The sequence below is a fragment of the Paenibacillus xylanexedens genome (genome assembly GCF_007680605.1).
GTDB lineage: Bacteria > Bacillota > Bacilli > Paenibacillales > Paenibacillaceae > Paenibacillus > Paenibacillus xylanexedens_B.
The window spans coordinates 478,676-498,844 of sequence record NZ_VEIO01000001.1 but is presented as its reverse complement, the minus strand read 5'-3'; the positions used below and the strand labels follow the sequence as shown (position 1 = coordinate 498,844).

Here is a 20,169-nt window from a genome sequence, read left to right as displayed (position 1 = left end):
GTCTAGAAATGGAATTTAATTAGACTTTCTCCTTCATCTGAATTTGTTACAATTTCATCCGGGAAAAGATCTTTCAACAACACATTCGGATTTCCACTGATTTGACTGAGAACAATGAACAGACAGTTCATCCAATCTTCCAGCTCTTCTGCTCTATGTGCGGCACTGTTGTATACAAATCGAATGAGGAAGTTCTCATGCGGCTCTATAATCAGATTGAAATCATAGCTTGTATACTCACGTAAATCGTAATCTACCATTTCCAGTCCGGAAGGAAGCTGGAGTTCCAGCGGATAATTTTCAAATACAAGGATATGATCCAGAACTGCCCCGCCGCCAGACTTTTGGATCGAAGATAGTGGAATATGGGAATAGGGTTCTTTCTCCATCTGTTCCCACTGAAGTTGTGATGCAAGTTCCAAAAAGGTACCCGATGCCGACTTGACCCGAACAGGAATCGTATTAATGAATAGCCCCATCATGTTCTCGATATCTTGCACCTCGACACTTCTGCCCGATACCACTGCGCCAAAGATCATATCTTCGGTTTCGTTGAGATTTTGCAATACCGTCGCCCAAGCAGCCTGAAACAAAATATTTAGCGTCAAACCGTACTCGGCGGATAATTGCTTAAGTGCTTCCTGGAGCGTTTCTGGCAAGTTACGGGTTAGTTCCTCCCTTACATACTCACCGCTTGATCCTTTTAACCGTGGCAGCACATTTTTACTGCGGTATTCAGCTAAATACTTCGCCCAGTACGATTCAGCCACGGACGGATCTCGTTCTTCAAGCCACCCGATGTATTCCCCATAGTGCGGCGCTGAAACAAGCGATTGTATATCAGACAGATCGGCGTATAGATCGAAGATACTACTAAGAAGAAGGCCTACACTCCACCCATCAAGCAAAATATGATGAAAGCTCCAAACCAGACTATACGCGTTACCGTCTGTTCGAATAAGTGTTACTCTCAGAGGTACCTCACCAAATAGATTAAAGCGCCGTTCACGATTTTGTCGAAGATACTGTTGAAGCTTCTCGGGCTCACATCCGCCATGTTCCGCCGTCCAATCCATAAACTCAAAGGGAAGGTTCCATGACTTCGCCACTGCCTGAAGCGGCCGTTCGAGCCCACGCAAGGCAAAAAAGGTACGAAGGATGTCATGTTGATTAACCACCTGCTGAAAGCAGTCTCTAAGCCGCTCTGAGTCAAGGTCACCTTGCAAATGAATGACACATTGCTCCTCATAAGCCGTGGAATCCGGAAAGCGGAGATAATGAAACAACATACTTTCCTGCATAGGTGACAGCGGATAAGCTTTGAGCATTGGAAAAGGTGCTACCTGTTCAAGGACATCCCTTTCTGCAGAAGGTACCAGCTGAAATCCCTCATGTTCCTCTTCTGTAACCATCTCTCCCTCACCGGCATACATCATGTCTTGCAAACCATTAAGGAAACCTTGCAGCATTCTCTGGATGGTTTCTGCTTGGAACTGATGTTTATTGTAATCAAATTCCACCAGCATCCGCCCGTCCGATATGAGCACATTACAAGTGATCGCAAATGGGCGATCCGCATCTGGACTCTCCGTTCCATGCATGGGAAGCTGCGAAAGCCGAAACAGATTTTGATAACGATGGTCATGCATTTCACCAAGATAGTTGAAGCAAATTTGTGGCTCAATCTCAGATCCATTGAACAATCTGGTCTCTGTTTCAGGCTGCATGTACTTTAATATGTTAAATCCAGCTCCCCTGTTAGGGATGCGTTGCAAATCATGATGAAGCTGTGCCACATAAAGGTGCGGCGTTTTGGCTGCTGAGATATCCAGATAAATCGGGTAATGGGATGTAAACCAGCCGACCGTTCGTGAATAATCCACAATTTCACCGAAACTTTCCCGACCGTGTCCCTCCATGTTGACCCATAGGCCATCTTGAACACCCATAGCCCCCATTGCAGTACCTAACGCGGCTAGCAACAAAGACGCTGTATCCGCCTCGTATCGCTCAGTCGTCAATTGCACGAGGGTCGTAGTAGCTTTTTGTGTAAAATGAAGGCTTGCCACTTCACTATCTCGAACCTGCCCCTTCGTGTTTACCCCGTCCCCGATGAGCGATGAAACCTGCCGAACCGATAGATTCTTCCAATATTGCGCCTCATCCTTCCATTCACCAATAGAAGCATACGTATGCATTCTCTGTGCGTAGTCCCGGTAAGAATCGGATATAGAAGGCAAGATCGGCTTCATGTCCTTTTCTAGAGCAAGGTAGATATCATAAAAATCATCCAGTAAAATGCGCCAAGATATGGCATCAATGACTAAATGGTGAATCGTAAAGATTAATTCGTCCCGATCTGATCCCTGGATGAGGCCCGCCTGTACTAATGGTCCGCGCTCCAGATCCATTGCCCGGTGCATTTCTTCCATCATTCGTTCCTTCACAGCCTTGAATTGCTCGCTATTCGTCTCCTCTATTGACTCCGCTTCTTGGAAGGCAAAAGCCTGCCGGTCCGAATGTTGACAAGATTGCTGAATGTGGTTGTGGTTGCCATTTCGCTTAAATGTCATTCGCAGTGCATCATGATGAACCGTGAGCAATCGGAGTGCTTCTCTGACAAACCGTTCGTTGAACCTCGTAACACTAATCAGCGTCACGCTGTTATTCCAATAATTCATTTCGGCAAAATTTTGCTTGAAAAACCAGTGTTGAATAGGCGACAGAGGTACATCACCCTCTATAGGCTCTGAAGCGCTGCCGGGTGATGTATCGTCCATCGGAATAAGCATTGGGGCAATGCTGCTCACCGTTTTCAAACGTAAAATTTCAGCCGATTCAAGCCGATATCCACACTTTTTCATACGAGCCGCAATCTGGATTGCCTTGATCGAATCCCCGCCAAGTCGCATAAATTGATCATCTCTGCTGGCATCAGGCGCTTTGAGTATTTCACGCCATGCTTGCAACAACTCCGCCTCACCAAGGATTTCAACCAGAGGTGGATGCTCGAACGGAGCCTGCTCTGCCAACATAACAGGTAGTTTCTTGATATCCACCTTTCCATTGGCAGAAAGCGGGAGTCGATCCAAACGAATATACTCGGACGGCAACATATATTGAGGTAGATATGCCGAGAGATAACTTTCCAGCACCGACGTCTCCAACTTTTCTGTCGAGACATAGAAAGCGCACAGATGCTTCCCTCTACTCTCCGTCTCTTGAACAATCACTGCCGCTTCGCGAATAGATGAATATGCGAGAATCAAATTGCGAATCTCTCCCATTTCAATCCGGTGACCCCGAATTTTAACTTGTTCATCGATTCTGCCTAGATACTCCATTCCACCTGCTGGCAACCAACGCACCAGATCTCCGGTACGGTAAACCTTGCCGGGTTCATGGAACCTGTCCGATACAAACTTCTCCTCGGTCAGCTCAGGCTGATTCACATATCCTCTGGCTACGGCAATACCGGCAATACACAGTTCTCCGGGAAGATGTTTCGCCTGCAAATTCCCTTGTTCATCGGAAACATATAACCGCATATTGTCAATCGGCCAGCCAATAGGCACCTCGCTATATGTTTCAGCAGGGTCGTATTGATGGATCATACAGCCAACGACCGTCTCGGTAGGGCCATACTCGTTGTAAATTTCAACATGCGGACCGAACATAGAGATAATATCCGCTGCCGCGGAGCTCTCGAATGCTTCACCACCTACGATAAAACGCTTCAAGCTTGATCCTTTTGTGTTATAAAGAGACAGGAGTTTTAGATGGGAAGGCGTTAATTTAATGAGATCCACTTCACCATCTTCACAAATCCGTTCAAGCGCGAACTCCACATCTTCCGCATAAATAATAATTTGGTTCCCCGACAGTAGGGGTGTAAACATCGATGTTACCGTCAAGTCAAATGAAATGGATGAATACAACGAAAAACGAATCTTTTCCCCTCGTACATAGGTCTGATCTGCCCAACGAATGTAGTTGGTCAAACCTCGATGTTCTACCATAACGCCCTTGGGCTTGCCCGTAGAACCTGATGTATAGATGATGTAGGCCAGGTCGTCAGGCCCGGCAATTCGTTCAAGGTTCACTGGTGTTAAAGGTACGTTTCCGTGCACTTCCTCCGTCAGCATTACTGAACCCGAAAAATTGCACAATTCCTCATAGGCTTCATCCGCAATGACCCACTGTGCCTTACAGTCGTCTAATATATAACGGATACGGTCCCTCGGGTACGACGGATCGATCGGCACATAACAGGCACCTGCTTTCCATATACCGAGGATGGCTGCCAGCAGGTCGGGAGATCGCCTCATAACCAGGCCAACGGCCATCTCTCGCAGCACTCCCTGCTCCTTCAACACCTGAGCAAATCGATTGGCTCTCATGTTAAGCTCAAGGTAGGTGAGTTGCACGCCTGCACAAGATACTGCTATGGCATCAGGTGTTCGTTGAACTTGTTCTTCAAATAAAACGAAGATCGGCTGATCAAGGAGCCGCTGGTTATCCGTTTCATTAAATTCATGGAGCAGCTGCTTGGTTTCCGAAGCATGGAGCAAGCTGATTTCCGAGATAGAAACGTCAGGTTGATGGGACACAGCTTCCAAGATGGCAACTACGTGTCCAGCCATTGCTTCTATAGCTTCAGGGTGAAATACTTCCGTACAATATTCAAGATCGAGATGCAGTCCATTTGGTCTCTCTACAACTTCCAGTGTCAGGTCAAACTTGGCCATCCTGTTTTTGTACTCGGAAGCCGTGAACTTGACGCCACCACCTATTTGCGGCTCCGTAGAAAGAGCCTCATGTTGGTAAACATAAACCGCATCAAACAAAGGATTCCGACCCGAATCCCGCTCCCCGTTCTCGAGAGCAATCCATTGTTCCAGCGGATATTCCTGATGCTCCAATGCATGCACCGCATTTACCTGCACTTCATGGACCAGCTTGGAGAACCACTGGTTGCCTGAGAGATCGCTTCGCAACGGAATAGTATTGACGAACATACCGGGAGTTCGTTCGATATCCGAATACAACCGTCCCGATGCCGTTGTGCCAACCATGATGTGCTCCTGAACAGAATATTTAGACAGCATCACCTTATATGCAGCTAGAAAATAGCTGTATAACGTGACTTTCTCATCCGCGGCATATGCCTTGATACGTGCCAGAATTTCGTCAGGAAGCTTGAACCCGTATCTTGCTCCTTCATAACTGCGTACAGCAGGCCGCTGATGATAAATTCCCCAATCCAGCCGCGGAATTCCGTCCTTGAACTGCTGAGCCCAGTATTTCTTACTTTCCCTCATATCTCCTGCGCCGAAGCGTCCCAACTGCCATTGGGTGAAGTCCTTCATATGCAGTGGGACAGCTGGCAAGCTTTGTCCGTCATACAACTGAACTAACTCTTCCAGCAGCAGATTCGCTGAAAGTCCATCTGCGATCAGATGGTGCATATCCATCAGCAAATACTGCCGACCCGATTCCTTTGGCTCAGTCCAGTACTCCATCCGCATCAGCGGTGCTTGTTCGAGGTCAAACGGCCGGATCGTGCGCAGAATCGTTTCCTCCGTTGTATCACTGTCCAACAAATGCATGGGAATTTCCATGGTTGCCTCGTTGAACACACGCTGTACCGGCTCATCTTCATCCAGATCAAAAGAGGTTCGCAAACATTCATGTCTCTTCACCAGTGCATTGGCCGCCACATTCAAGCGTTGCAGGTCAAGCGAGCCATCCACGGTAATCAGTCCGGTGACGTTGTAAGCCGTACCTGCTCTACCCAGTTTCTCTACAGCAAAGATCGAACGCTGAGAAGCAGACTGTGGGTAGCACTGGGCTGGACGTGCCTTCGGAATCCGCATGGGTTCAGCGGTGGGAACCTCGTCCAGCACTTGTGCCAACTCGGCAATCGTTGAATGGCGGAACAACAGACTTAGCGGAACGTTGATTCCTAATTCTTTTTGAAGTCGGGCCGTAATGACTGTAGCTGCAAGTGAATTACCACCCACCGCCAGGAAATGATCATGAATGCCGGCGTTTTCCAACTTCATTATTTCAAGCCATATCCGATGAATCCTGATCTGCATTTCCGTAACCGGAGGGGCATACCCTGCAGCTCTATCATTTAAGTTTTTCCGAGCTTGCTCGGTAGTGAGATCATTTCCGCACGGATTAAGGGAAGTGGCAAGCTTCTCGGATGAAACGAACGATGGTGTCGATAATAAAGTATGTATTTTACTACACCGAGAATTGGGCTCTGCCTTTCCTTCCTTCCATACTTTGGACTCAACCGTATCCAGTAATAAGGTGTATGTTTCAAGCCAGCCTTCGGCCTCTTCCCGTCCACATACTCCATCCCCCACATCTAATTCCAGCACCAATTCTTGATCCATCTCAAGGACATTCATGCTGATCGGGTATTTGAAGGACGATGGCTGAAACGACTTAAGCTGTACTCTCAGGTCTCCGAAGTGTAATTCAGGCGTTTTGTCAAAATTAAAAATGGTGTTGATGACCGGAGGATAAACAGACTCTCCTTCCGTGACTAGTGCCGTAACGATGTCTACGTAAGAGCAACGCTGGTGCTCCAGTAGCTCAAGCATTTCTCCTCTTACTAGTGTCGCGTATCCGGATAGTTCTTCCTTAGCTGGCAACTGGCTTGAAAAGGGCAGTAAGTTGACACATTGACCCACCAATTGGGGCAGCCCCATCTGTAGCTGACCAGCCACGGGAATACCAACCGTGATCTGCCGGAGACCTGAAATTCGAGATAACAGCATGTTATAAGCCGCAAGCATCAGCATAAACAAGGAGACACCCTTTTTTTTACCGAATGCCCTCAACCCTGCCGTGAATTCAGTGTTCAAGCTCCTGTACAGACGCATTCCCGGATAAAGTGAGACAGACTCCGAAGCGAGCCGAGCAGATACAACCAGCTCCGGCATCGGAGTGGAAAGCCGTCTGGTCCAAAACTCCCTTGCATGTTGCTTCTCCTCCAGCGGCAGATTAAGTTGCCACTGTGCAAATGCAGAAAACAATACAGAGTCAGGGGACTGCAACCGATTTTGCGTCGTATAGTACCCAGCAATCTCTTTCAGAATCTGAACAATGGACCAGCCATCTGCTACGAGATGATGCACTTGCATGATGAGTCTGTACTGCTGATGCCCGAGATGTAGCAGACAGAATCGGATCAAAGGACTATTCGACAGATCAAATCCATTGCTCCATTTCTGTTGAATGGCTTCGGGCAAGGCTTCTGATTCTTCTAAACCTTCGGCTTCTTCAAACATAATTTTCGAAGCTACGTTCTCAAACGGCTCCGTGTAATACAGCCCTTCATCGTTAGAGAAGTGGGTTCGCAACATCCCGTGTCTTTGGACCACATAACGAACGGCTTCCCGTAACCTTTTGGTATCCACTGCTCCTTCCAAACGAAGTACGACAGACTCCACGTAAGCATGGCTCATATTATCATTGGCCAGAGATGCGAACCAGAGTTGCGTCTGTTCCGATGTAAGCGGGTGGATCTCGGCTTGTTTTCGTGCTTCTACCGCCACTGCTTTACTGGCTTGCTTTCTCCCGCCTCCCGGCGAGGTCGGTGAACTCGGAGGCAGGAATCCGGCACTTCGCAATTCCTCTATACTCGATTGAACGGCATCTACAATACGATCAATATCTGCTTCCGAATGAGCCGTCGATAAAAAACAGTTTCGGCCTTCCCAAATATAAATTCCTTTCTCGATTAACAAATAGTACAGAAGCTCCAGATCAGACTTTTGCACAAAACGGAACAAGGAACCAAAATGCACAATCTCAAGCGGCACCAGTTCTTCTGCAAAGTAATGATTCAGTCTGTCTGCCAAAGCCGCCGTCTTCCTGTTCAATTGCTCCTGAAGGGCCGGACCTTCCTCCTGCAACCGCCGCAGGACTGCCAGAGCAGCATTCATAGCCAACGGATGCTGGCAGAACGTTCCGGCTACAAAAGTTCTCCGTTCTTCATGCGGAGGGAACGAGGAATCCCCAAAAGACCACATTCCTCCGTCTATGCCGTCCAAATATCGTTCTTTTCCAGCGACGATGCCAATCGGCAAACCTCCACCGACCACCTTGCCATAGACCACCATATCGGCTTCAATGCCGAACCATGCCTGCGCACCTCCAGGATGAATGCGGAATCCGGTGATGACTTCATCAAAAATCAAAGCGATGCCCTCTGAGGCGGTCAACGAACGCAGCTTTTGGAGAAAGGCGGTTGGCTGAATGTCTGGCCTACGGCTTTGTACCGGTTCTACCAGTACTGCTGCCAGCTCTCCAGCACGCTGTTCGATCATCCGCAGTGATTCGGGATGATCGTAATTCAGGACAATGAGGTCTTCCACCATACCTTGCAAAATCCCTGGAGCGATTGGTGTGCTACTGCCTCCGAGTCCTGCACTCATGGCCAAAACACCATCGAAAGTACCGTGATAAGAACCTGAAAAGACCACTATTTTTTTTCGGTTTGTAGCCGCTCGAGCCAAACGCATGGCAACCATGATCGCTTCTGTCCCGGAATTAAAAAACGCGGCACGTTCTATTCCAGTCAATTCACGCAAGGCAGATGCAACCTGACCAGCATTTGCATTGATCGGGCCAACACACATTCCCTTCTGAACAGCCTCTTGCATTGCTTCGTTAATAAAAGACACCTGATGGCCGAACAGGTTCACACCGAAGCCCATCGTCAAGTCAATATAACGATTCCCATCGATATCCGTAATGTTAGATCCTTCGGCCTGATCAACGACGATCTGATAGACGATATCCTTCCAGTAGGGGCGGTAACCTGCCACATTGCGATTATTAGCCACCACTTTACGGAAAGCTTGTGTGTGAAGCTGTGATCGCACTGTTTTGGCAGTATATCTGGAAATAAATTCATCTATAAAATGCTCTTGTACAGGGTTCAATCCTGTTTTCGAATGCGTTTCAAGCTTCTGGAACGGGACATAGGGCCGATTGGTCGGTACACGTTCTTTTGTAAAATTAGAGGGCACGCTCGGGCTCTCCGCCAAATCGTCGAAATAGTCTTTTTTCACCGGTTTATTCGCCTGCACTGCCGTCGCCGCCGACAAACGAATTGCAGAAGCTTCCGATCCTGCAGAACCTGCCTGTAACATGGAAAGTTGGAGAGTCATCAAGTCCAGTTGCTTCTGTACAATCCCCTCCAGACCTGAACCTGCTACGGATTGATTACTCGATTCGCTCTCTTCCTCTGCTGATGCTGCGTACGGATGTACATATACATTTTGCAAACGTGCGGCATCCCGAGGCACTCTCTTATCCTCTGTTTGCCCGTTTAGAATCGGAGACTCTGGCAATTGCTGCGATTGACTGGCAATATATTTCCCTACTTCAGCGACGGTAGACATCTCTTCAAAAAACAGATGCATCGGAATATCTACGCCAAATTGATTTTTAATTGCATGTTTGGCATTGACCAGCAAGATAGAATCCATACCAAGTTCCATGAAATTTCGATTTATCCCGATGTCTTCCGGAGAGTATCCTGAGATATTCGACATCATTTCCTGTACCGCGCTTGTGAAGGAAAGAATATTTGCGTCCTGGACAACCCGATTTTCCATCGTTGAATTCTCCTTTTTTCCCTCCGGTTTGTGGTTAACTTCCCCTCTGCTCTCTGACACCAACATAGGAACAATCCAGTGCCGATGTTGATCGAATGCATATGTCGGAACTGAAACTACACGCTTGCCGCTTCCAGCATGGAGATCTTTCCAATCGATGGGTTGACCATTAACGTACTGGGTAGCAATCTTATACAAGACATTAACATTTACCAGACTTGGCATCGCCACGTTTGAGTCCAATTCGGAGGAAGTTAAGGTTCTATCCTGCTCAGGTCCACCGAACCAGATTCCCTCCGCCAATTCACCGTATTGCCCGGTGAAAGTCTCATGCTGCAACCATGCCAGCTTGTCCTGTAACTCTTGATGGTGATGTGCTATTACTGCAAGTTTGTACTCGTACACGCCTCTACCAATATTCGAGGTATAACAAATGTTTGCAAAAGATTGTGGATCAGATGTAAGAAGAAAAAGACGATATTTATCGATCAGAGACCGCAAAGAGGTTAGCGTTCTGGCAGATAAAGTGAACAAGGAAGGTCCGTTCTGTGTATTCGGCGAAAGAAAAACCTTTCTTTCGCTTGCCTCTTCCAGTACAACGTGACAATTGGTGCCACTCATACCGAAAGAGCTTACTCCGCATCGGCGTACATCCGTACCTCTCTTCCAATCCGATAAGTGAGCATTGACATATACAGGAGAATTCGCAAATTCGATTTGCGGGTTGGGCTTTTCAAAATAGAGCGAAGGCGGAAGCTGTTCATGATGAAGCGCCAACGCTGATTTAATAAAACTAACAATGCCAGCTGCATGATACAAATGTCCGATATTGGGCTTAAGTGAGCCGATCGCACAGAACTGGACTTTATCGGTATACACACGGAACGCATTATGGATAGCACGAACCTCAATCGGATCACCGATCGGTGTTCCTGTACCATGCGTTTCGATATAGGATAATGAGGCCGGGTGAATACCTGCACGCTCCCAAGCACGAATAAGAAGCTGTTCCTGAGCCGCCCGGTTAGGTGACGTAATGCCTATGGATTTACCATCCTGATTGGAGACACTCGCTTTAATTACGGCATATACAAGATCATTGTCCGCAATGGCTCTGGACAAAGGTTTAAGTAGAATCGCGCCCATGCCCTCTCCTCTTACCGTCCCGTCAGCTTCTTCATCAAACGCCCTGACTTTAGACGAAGGGGACTCAATGCCGATCTGGGGCTGTTCGGCTTGTGGATCTAGAATGATTTGAATGCCTCCAGCGATAGCCATGTCACACTCTCTGGAGAGCAGTGCCTGGCAAGCTAGATGAACAGCCATTAACGATGAAGAACAGGCTGTATCAATGACCAGACTTGGACCTCTAAGATCAAGCAAATAACTGATTCTGCTCGCTATAGCGGAGGACATGTTACCTACTGCCGCTGCCGACAACAGATCTGTATTGCATGAAGCAATCATTTGTTTATACTCGTTTTCATGTCCTGATCCGACATAAACACCAGTCCGACTTCCTTTTATGCGATCCCCGCCATAGCCTGCATCCTCAATCGCACTCCATGCAATTTCAAGAAACAACCTTTGATACGGGTCCATTAACGTTGCCTCTTTAGGCGGGATACGAAAGAAGAAATCATCAAACGTGTCAATCTCGTTCAAATAACCACGTCGTGGTGCCTTGATTCCCCCCTCTGACGTTCTGACCTTTGGAGCCTCAAGAATCCAATCTTCACCGCGACACAGATTGCTCCAGAATTGATCGAGTGAATCCGCACCAGGGACTTTAAGCGCCATGCCGATCACCGCGATATCTTTACCTGACTGCTCCTCAATAACTGTAGCCGGAGTACGATCTTCCTTCGTACGGCGAGGCAACAAACTTTTTTTCATCGGCTCTCCCCTTCCTATTCACTGTGATACCGATATATTGGGAACCATATCCACACTCAGTAGAGTCTCTATGGAGTCTGCAATGGTCTGGAACAACTCTTTCATAAGCACTCCATTCATTCTGGAAGGGTTGTAGCGGAAAAAAAGCGCCGATGTATCTTTTAAGTCCTCCCACTCCATGATCATGTCAAATACGTTATGAAGGGTATCTTCTGTATGCAACCACCCTTTTTGTGCAAACAGGCAGCGAGCATTCCCAGGTTCAATGCGAGTCACATGTCTTTCAATATCTCTCGCGTGGTATACTTCTGCTTCGCCCACTTTTTTCTTCGCACCGGCCAGAAGGAGTAACTCTTCTATTCTTTCTACTTCTGCAAAATCCACGTAAAAAGGTACAATCCAGCCCTTGCCGTCCAGCATTGTATGCACAGTCACTTTAGGTCCGGTCGATATTTCATAGATGGCATTCGAAAAAAGGGTAAGCCATACCGCTTCTTCTGCAACTTGCAACTCGTGACAAAATGTTTGGAATCGATTTCGTTGCGACGAGGACATCAGCATATGGTACTGATTCTCTGCTCCGCTCCACTCCGCTTCGAAGTACGGCGCTTCCAACTGAACTGCTTGTAGCTGTATCTCCTTTTTTGACAATCCCTCTGAACTGGAAATCAGCTGTGCAAGCTGTTCCACAGAAGGATAGGCAAAAATATCAGTTAGTGTGATGACATCCGGATATAGAAGGTCTACTTCCTCAAGCATCTGAATAACGAGAATCGAAGTTCCACCTATCTCAAAAAAGCTGTCATGGACTCCGAAATATTTCTTGCCAAGCAGCTTGCTCCATATTTCAAACAGCGCTTCCTGCATCGCATCCTTAGGCCTATGCACCAGCGCTTCCTGTTCCCGCATTTCCTGCCACTTGCTTAGTTCGTCTTCGACTTTCTGAAATGCTCCTTCTTTATATTTTTCGATATATTTGTAACGCTGTAACTTGCCACTGGTCGTTTGATGTATTTTGGAAACCGGTAGAATAACACTTAGATGAATGCCCATCACATGATTTACATGTCTGCGAATCTGATCCGCGTAACGCCCGAACTCTTCCAGCTTGTCCCTGTACAAAACGAACAATACAACCTCTTCCGTGCCAGTAGCTTCATTGTATACTCCGCAAGCAATCATTCGTTTGATCTTCAAATCCGTACATTCCTCTGCAATACGTTCAATATCATAGGGATAATAGTTGGAGCCGTTAATGATGATGATGTCCTTGGTTCTCCCCGTAAACACCAGATGATTATGGATTAGGAAGCCCAGATCACCTGTATGAGCCCACTCGTCCGGCGTAAAAAGTTTGGTGGTCGCTTCTTCATTGTTATAGTATCCGTCTGTAATATTCGCACCCTTGATCTGAATATATCCGATATAACCCTTGGGGAGCGTACGACCAGAATCATCACAAATTCTCACCTGGCTATTTCGTAACGGGGTTCCCGTTCCAGAGAGTGCCAGCCCTGCTTCATCCTCACTTGATAGAAAAACAGCCTGGTCCCCGACACTGAGAGTATCTCGACGTACATAATACGTTGTGAAGGCTTCGTGCTGCTCCTGAATACATACCGCCACACAAGCTTCAGCCATGCCGTATCCCATTTTCATCGTTTTCCCGTCAAGTCCAAAAACGGCCATCTCATCTAAAAATTGTCGACATGCGTCCACATCGATAGGTTCTGCACCGTTCACGATCGCTTTAATTGGAGTTAAATCCCAATCAAAAGAGCGCTGGTTCGCAGCTTTGTAATACGCGTTCAAGAAATACTTGATTCCGAAATTGGGCGAAGCGAGCATTGTTGCTTTGAAGTGGCTGGCGGATTGCAACCAGAGAACAGGTCGTCTTATGAAAAGCCAAGTTGGCATCTGATACTGATTCAACCCGGCGACCAGTGGGAGCAAGTGGAACATAATCATGCCGAGGTCGTGAGTCAGTGGCATCCAATTGAGAAAAGCATCTTCCGAGGTGGCTCCCAAACGTTCTTCCAAATCATAAATGTTCGCGAGAAGCTTGCGATGTGTCAGTTTCACACCTTTGGGTTCTCCCGTTGTCCCCGAGGAAAACTGAATAAAGGCAACATCGTCAGGATGAGCAGAAACAGGTTGCTCTTGATGTTCGAAGGCCTGGTTCATCAGATCCTGGATATCCAGTAGAACACAATTTCGATCTGGAATGCGGGACAGATGCTCACGGAGTTCTTCCACGTGTCGCGATTCCGCTACGATAAAGGGACGGTTCAGAACACCGGTTACACGTAACGTTTTGGTCAGCGATTCTTCATTTTTACTCACTGTCAAGGGAACAGGGATGAACCCACCCAGCAAGCCGGCCCAGAAAATAACGAGGAATTCCCGGGTGTTATCCAACTGCAAAATCACTTCAGATCCTTCACTTACTCCGTTCTTCCTTAGGAGATGCAGGGCACACATCGAGGACCGATAAAGCTCCGCAAAGCTGCAAAACTCACTTTGGGATTCTCCTTCAATAAAGGTGATTCCTCGTTCTTCCAGAACAGTGTGATGATTCAGGGCCTCATTGAGTGTGCTAAACATGCCGAACCACTCCTTCTTCAGCTATATGACTGAGAATACCTCCCCGTTGAATAGCAGGAGTCATCTTACAATCCAAAATGTGATTTAACGCTTCGAGAGCTTTAGCATTACCGTCTGCAACATCGCCTGACCTAGCAAGTTGCTCCAGTTCCCGAAACGGCCCCGCAACCTCTTTCAAATAATTCGAAGTTTCCCCGTGAATGTTGTAGTTTTTGGCACAAAGTGCCGCTTTTAAATAATGGGCATATGAAACTGCTCTATTCCCCTTTGGAAGACTCTCCTTGATCAGCTTCTGCAGATACTCCTTTGTGTCCATAGACTGGATCATACATGCATCAAGCTTCTCTCTTCGAAGCATATTACTTAACACGCTACCTGGCCCAACCTCAATCAGGTTGTAAACCTGCCTCTCCATTAGGAATTGCACACATCCTTGCCAGCGGACCCTTTCTACCATTTGTTCCGATAAAAAAGAGGGGATGCAATTCACATTAGGATAAGGAAGAGCAGTAACATTGGAAAGTACGGAATAACGCATGGAATGAAAAGGGATAAGGCGAAGTTCATCATACAATTGCATGGCCGCGTTCTTCATGAATGGGCTATGGAAAGCGCCGTCCACCTGAAGCGGTGTAACATGACCTCCCAAGTCAGTAAATCGTTCTTTTATTTTTGTAAGCGCATTCACTTGACCTGAAACGACAGTTTGGCGGCTGGAATTCAGATTGGAAATGACCACTAGGCCTCGATATTCAGGCTCAAGGCATTCCTTCTCAATGACTTGAGGGGTAAGCCCATGGACAGCCATCATGGAGCCAGCTTTATGCTTCTGGGCATCCCGCATCAACATGCCTCTAAAACGTACAAGGCGAACGGCATCTGCAAAATGCAATGCTCCTGAAGCAGTCAGCGCCGTAATTTCTCCAAGACTGTGCCCTGCTAAATAGACTGGCTCACGTTCCATTCTCTCCACTAACACACGAAAGGCAGCGATGCCAACCGTCAAAATACACGGCTGAGCGTAATCGGTCCGGGTTAAATCTGCCTCACTTCCTTGAAAACAAAGGTTCGATACGCTGTATCCCAAGATTTCTGAGGCCTCTTCAAACGTTCTTCTGGCTACTATGGAACGGGTAAACAGATCCTGTCCCATGCCTATGTATTGCGATCCCTGACCCGGAAACAGCAGTGCCGTTTGCATAACATCCCCCTCAGAACCAGATATTCGACAATATTTGATATTCATTCTACGTTGTTACATGATTTAATCATCTAATCATAATTGAAATTTAAGGATTATAATACAATTTCTTTACATTTGAACACATTATATCAACACTGCCTTAAACAGATCAATTTATTTTTTTTACCCATTGCAAAATGAACTGCATGTCATTTATATTATAATAAATCGTGATTCATTTTTAAGAAAAGGAGGAACTGATCCGATGTCTCCAAAGTTATCCGACGATCAGAAGGAACTAAGGACTTTGCAAATTCTTGAAGCAGCGAAACGTGCATTTGAATACAAGGGTTATGGGGCAACAACGCTAAAAGATATCGTCGAAGAAGCCGGTATGAGCAGAGGCTGGATCTATCTATATTATCAAAGCAAAGAAGAAATCTTCGAGGCACTGCTTCATTGGCAAGATATGCGTTACAAAGAACACATCGAAACATTGATCCACTCTTCGTCATCCGTCTGGAAAATTATCCAGGATCTCTATACGCAGCAATTGCAGGATCTGCTTCGTTTCCCGAATGCGGGACTACAATCTGCTTTCTATGAATACTCTCTGATTGGCTCACGCGATGAAGAACGCCGGAACTTACTGATTGAGCGCTACAATTCGGGTGTTGCACAGTTCGCAACCTTAATTCGGATTGGCGTGGAGCGAGGAGAATTCTCTCCTGACATGGACGTGATGGACATTTCCAGACTCGCTGCATCATATCAGGAAGGAATTATGACACATTCCATCACGGTAGGTACCGAAAAGGCTAAAACCAGCATGCAGTTTGAGGCGTTACTCGCGTATCTGAAAACACTGTTACACCCCGTAATGATTCACGAACCTGACCATTCGGAGGAAAACTAATGCAGGAACTTTTCCGTAATCCAACTTTCTTGAAGCTCTTTCTGGCAACCTTCACTTCGCAGCTGGGAAATGTCGTTGGAAATATGGCGTTCGCTTATTATATGGTGGATCGTTTCAGCAACCAGCCGTCTTTAGCCAGTATGGCAGAGCTTATGTATTCCCTTCCAACCTTGGCCGTTTTCTGGATTGTTGGAGTCGTTGCAGACCGTTTTGATCGTAAACATATCGCTACATACAGTGACTGGATCAGAGCTTTGTTAACCTTGTTATTGCTGCTTTTTGTTCACTATGACGTGCTGTTTATGTGCTTTCTGATTCTTTTTCTGCGCAGTTCCATTTCCAAGTTTTTCGGCCCGGCCGAAATGGGACTTCTTCAAGGTAGCATCGGTCCAGATCAGTACGTTCACGCATCTGGACTTATTCAGATCATCTCAGGTGTATTTATGCTTTTTGGACTGAGTCTGGGAGCAACGGCATACCATTTTATTGGTATCGAGGGAGCTATTATCGTGGACTTGTGCAGTTTCCTGTTATCTGGTTTCCTTCTCGCCTGGGCCAAATTTCCCGAACAGGCACGCATGCCGAACGGAAAAAACCGTGTACGTGATCTACGATTTTCTCTTGTCATCAAAGACTTCTGGCAGGGGCTTCAATATATTATACATAACCGGCTCCTGCTGATTTTAATTAGTGGATTCATGTTTTTTGGTATAGTTAACGGAGTTTTTTCCGTCCTTCCAATCTTTTCAATGAAGTACAAACTTAGCCCGGATCAGTATGTTGTCCATTCGTCCCTTGTCACTGTTTTTATGGGGATTGGTTTCTTGATCGGCAGTATTTTGGGACCCATTCTGATTCGGCGTTACACAAGAACACCCATTCTGATCACTTGCCTATTTTTAGCAAGCCTGCTCCTGGCTGGATTGGGCCTCGTACCTCGTGTGGAACTTTATTTCGTTATTATTCTGCTGGCAGGGATCGCCATTGCTCCTATCAACATCGCACTTGGTAGCTGGCTTCCAGAACTTGTTCCGCCTCAGAATATGGGACGTGTAAATTCACTCATTGAACCCGTTATGATGCTGGGCCATTCTCTGGCACTCGGAACGATCAGCTTGGCCTTCCCTGTATGGATCAATGTGACATGGCTTCATCTCACACTGGCTATATGCACAGTCGCCGTTAGTTTCTTCTATTTGAGATCACTTCCGGGACTTGTTCGCAAAACCACGGCACCTGCAACTGCCGAACAGGCTACGCCATAATCATATTTTCCAAACCAAATGCCCCCTGAGATTCATCGGATACGTGCGCGTGATCTCGATGTTTATTTCAGGGGGTACTCCGTTTACATCAACTGACAAACCATTGTTCTGTCTGCCACTGAGTGCTCTTTTATAGTGGGAAAAACAGCAAATAAACCACTTCAAAAATGAAGTGGTTTAAGGATTGACTCATACCTCTAGCGTCCTATTCTCACATTTGCCACATGATTCATTTCTTCAACAGCCGTTTTACCCGCGATTCGTCCAAACGTAAAGATGTCTGTCAAGGCATTCCCTCCTAAACGGTTGCCTGCATGAATCCCCCCTGCCACTTCCCCGGCGGCGTACAGATGGGCAATCGGCTGATCGTTTTCATCCAGTACGCGGGTTTGGGTATCGATCTTGATGCCGCCCATCGTATGGTGGACCGCAGGTTTTCTAGGCGTAGCGTAAAATGGAGCCTTCTCCACTTTTAAACTAAACGTATCCTTGTGGAACTCGGGATCAAAGCCCGCATCTACGTAAGAGTTATACTTATCCACGGTCGATCTGAGAACCTGAGGGTCCATCCCCACTTTCACTGCCAGTTCTTCAATGGTATCCGCTCTAAACAGAGTACCCGCTTCAACCTGTCGATCTATCTTTTCCTGGCTGGTATTGGCTGCGGTTTTCTTAATCTCATCGTCAGCGATTAGATAAAATAAACTTCCCTGTTCGATTGCCGCTTTGGTTAAGACATCCCGCCCAGAGAATTCGTTGACAAACCGTTCTCCCTTTTTGTTAACAATGACAAAGTTTTCAGGCGGTACTTGCAGTCCGCTGAAGAGCTCGCCTGTTTCCGGATCGGCTACCGGCATCATTTGCGTGAAGCCCATACCTGTCAGCGCGGCTCCTGCACTCTTGCCAAGCGATATTCCGTCACCCGTCATCGCGTAGGAATTCGTTGTTTTGATATCATCGTCAATATGGCTCCAGTATGTGTTATATTCCTTAAGCATCTGCGTATTTGCACCAAAACCACCACTGGCAAGCACAACCGCTTTTGCATGAATCGTAATTTTCTGACCATTTACACCCGTTGCAATGACACCTGCAATTTTTCCGTCTTCGATGATTAGCTGTTTAACCGGGCTATCTGTAATGATTTGTCCGCCATTGTCTTCTACATATTTACTAAGCGCGATGATAAAGGCAGAGCCATAACTTTTGACAGGTTTATGACCACGTCGCCACAGGGCACCGACCGGAGCAAATACGATACTTTTATCATATTCGACCCCGATATCTTCAAGCCACTGCACACTTTCCAAGGCACGGTCTGTAAGTACTTTGACCAAATCATACTGTCCATAGATCGTGGTGCCGTTCAAGTCGGTTCGTTTGCCCCCGAAATACGTTTGCATTCTGTGCAGTAGCGGGGAATCGAATAAATAAGCCTTTTCCGTACCAAACTTCTCCTGATATGCTGCAAATTCTGCCTTCAGCGCATGGAAATCATCGATATATTCCGGGTGAATCAGGCTCTCATCGGTACTTAACAGGTTCTCAATCGTTTGTCTTTCTCCCGGATTTTCACTAAACTGCTGTTGCCATGCAGGGTCTGCCGCGTTAACAGGACCACCTGAACGGATCGTGTTACCGCCAACAGCAGGATATTTCTCAAGCACAATTGCACTTGCCCCCTGCTGTAGAACTGTAGCAGCCGCACTGAGTCCAGCGCCGCCTCCCCCTACAACAACCACATCGCAAGTATATTCTTCATCATCCTTCATCTGGCTGCTGGCAGGTTTTGCACGTCTTTTCAGAATGTCCGGGTTCACTCCGGCCAGCTTGACTGCCTTCGCGACACCGTTGATGACCGCGTTACTTGTCTCGGAAGCACCGGATAGCGCATCTACATTCAGCGTCTGTCCTTCAATGATTTTATTCGGTATTCTTACAAAAACAACATCGGCGATGCCTTCGGTTTCTCCCTGGGAATCGATATCAATACGTTCGATCCGATTTTCACTAAAGGATACCTTCATCGGCAGATTGCCGCTGTGACCAATCGCATTGACTTCATACACACCCGGTTTATAGGTGAACTCTTCTTCCTCGTTGAGCTGATTGGATATTTTCGCAAACCGGAGGAACCGCAAGAAACATATCTCCAGGAAATCAATCGTACCTTCACTGTTCAGGTTGCCTGCTTCGTCAAACGCTTTATGTGCACTGCCCAGCAAAAACTCGTACCCCGGCATCACGTTCGCTTCAACACCCGGCGCATCCAGAATTTGACGAAGATGCAGCTGTGCACGAGACGAACCTTGCGTTCCCTGTGACGCACCAATAATCATAACCGGCTTTCCTGCCAGCGGATGGATTTCAAAGCTCAGCCATTCCAGCAAGCTTTTCAGGGATGAAGGAATGGAATGGTTGTATTCCGGAGTTGCAATAATGACACCATCACTTGCGGTAATTTTTTCGTTAAACGATTGTATAATGGCACTGTTCGTCTGGTTATCGGATTGATTAAACATCGGAACATCGGTAATATCGAGAATTTCAATGGTAGCTCTGGACTCAAAATGTTTTTGCATGAACTGAAGCAGCTTGCGATTATACGATTTCTTTGCGTTGGTGCCCACGATCGCTATGATTTTCATTGTAGTTAGCCCC

At 46.9% G+C, this 20,169-nt stretch carries 6 protein-coding genes; 2 read left to right on the top strand and 4 right to left on the bottom strand.

Annotation, left to right across the window (positions count from 1 at the left end; genetic code table 11):
• Positions 1-2: 2 nt before the first annotated feature.
• Genes FS818_RS02365 through fabD form a run of 3 tightly spaced genes read right to left on the bottom strand, consistent with a single transcriptional unit; the run spans position 3 to position 15,345 of the window.
• Positions 3-11,540, bottom strand: coding sequence for a non-ribosomal peptide synthetase (locus FS818_RS02365; protein ID WP_145329232.1), 11,538 nt, complete (start codon positions 11,538-11,540; stop codon positions 3-5).
• A gap of 18 nt (positions 11,541-11,558) precedes the next feature.
• Positions 11,559-14,144 (bottom strand): non-ribosomal peptide synthetase, encoded by a 2,586-nt coding sequence (locus FS818_RS02360; RefSeq protein ID WP_145329230.1) that lies wholly within the window; start codon positions 14,142-14,144, stop codon positions 11,559-11,561.
• On the bottom strand, positions 14,137-15,345 hold the full coding sequence (gene fabD / locus FS818_RS02355) for an ACP S-malonyltransferase (RefSeq protein WP_186375394.1): 1,209 nt from the start codon (positions 15,343-15,345) through the stop codon (positions 14,137-14,139). Before fabD ends, FS818_RS02360 begins: the two co-directional genes overlap by 8 nt.
• Before the next feature lie 247 nt (positions 15,346-15,592).
• Between fabD and FS818_RS02350 the strand changes: the two genes are divergently transcribed.
• Together FS818_RS02350 and FS818_RS02345 are read left to right on the top strand one after the other, a co-directional pair.
• Positions 15,593-16,243, top strand: coding sequence for a TetR/AcrR family transcriptional regulator (locus FS818_RS02350; protein WP_145329226.1), 651 nt, complete (start codon positions 15,593-15,595; stop codon positions 16,241-16,243).
• Positions 16,243-17,508: an MFS transporter gene (locus FS818_RS02345; RefSeq protein ID WP_145329224.1), complete on the top strand. Its 1,266-nt coding sequence runs from the start codon at positions 16,243-16,245 to the stop codon at positions 17,506-17,508. The genes FS818_RS02350 and FS818_RS02345 overlap by 1 nt, the downstream gene beginning before the upstream one ends.
• 197 nt (positions 17,509-17,705) lie before the next feature.
• On the opposite strand, the gene FS818_RS02340 is transcribed toward FS818_RS02345, so the two are convergent.
• The gene (locus FS818_RS02340) at positions 17,706-20,156 is read right to left on the bottom strand and encodes a flavocytochrome c (protein WP_145329222.1); all 2,451 of its coding nucleotides are present in this window, start codon (positions 20,154-20,156) and stop codon (positions 17,706-17,708) included.
• Between the last annotated feature and the right edge of the window lie 13 nt (positions 20,157-20,169).

Coding starts and splice junctions, on each gene's coding strand:
- FS818_RS02360 (WP_145329230.1), bottom strand. CDS start 14,144: ATGTTTAGCACACTCAATGAGGCCCTGAATCATCACACTGTTCTGGAA.
- FS818_RS02365 (WP_145329232.1), bottom strand. CDS start 11,540: ATGAAAAAAAGTTTGTTGCCTCGCCGTACGAAGGAAGATCGTACTCCG.
- FS818_RS02345 (WP_145329224.1), top strand. CDS start 16,243: ATGCAGGAACTTTTCCGTAATCCAACTTTCTTGAAGCTCTTTCTGGCA.
- FS818_RS02340 (WP_145329222.1), bottom strand. CDS start 20,156: ATGAAAATCATAGCGATCGTGGGCACCAACGCAAAGAAATCGTATAAT.
- fabD (WP_186375394.1), bottom strand. CDS start 15,345: ATGCAAACGGCACTGCTGTTTCCGGGTCAGGGATCGCAATACATAGGC.
- FS818_RS02350 (WP_145329226.1), top strand. CDS start 15,593: ATGTCTCCAAAGTTATCCGACGATCAGAAGGAACTAAGGACTTTGCAA.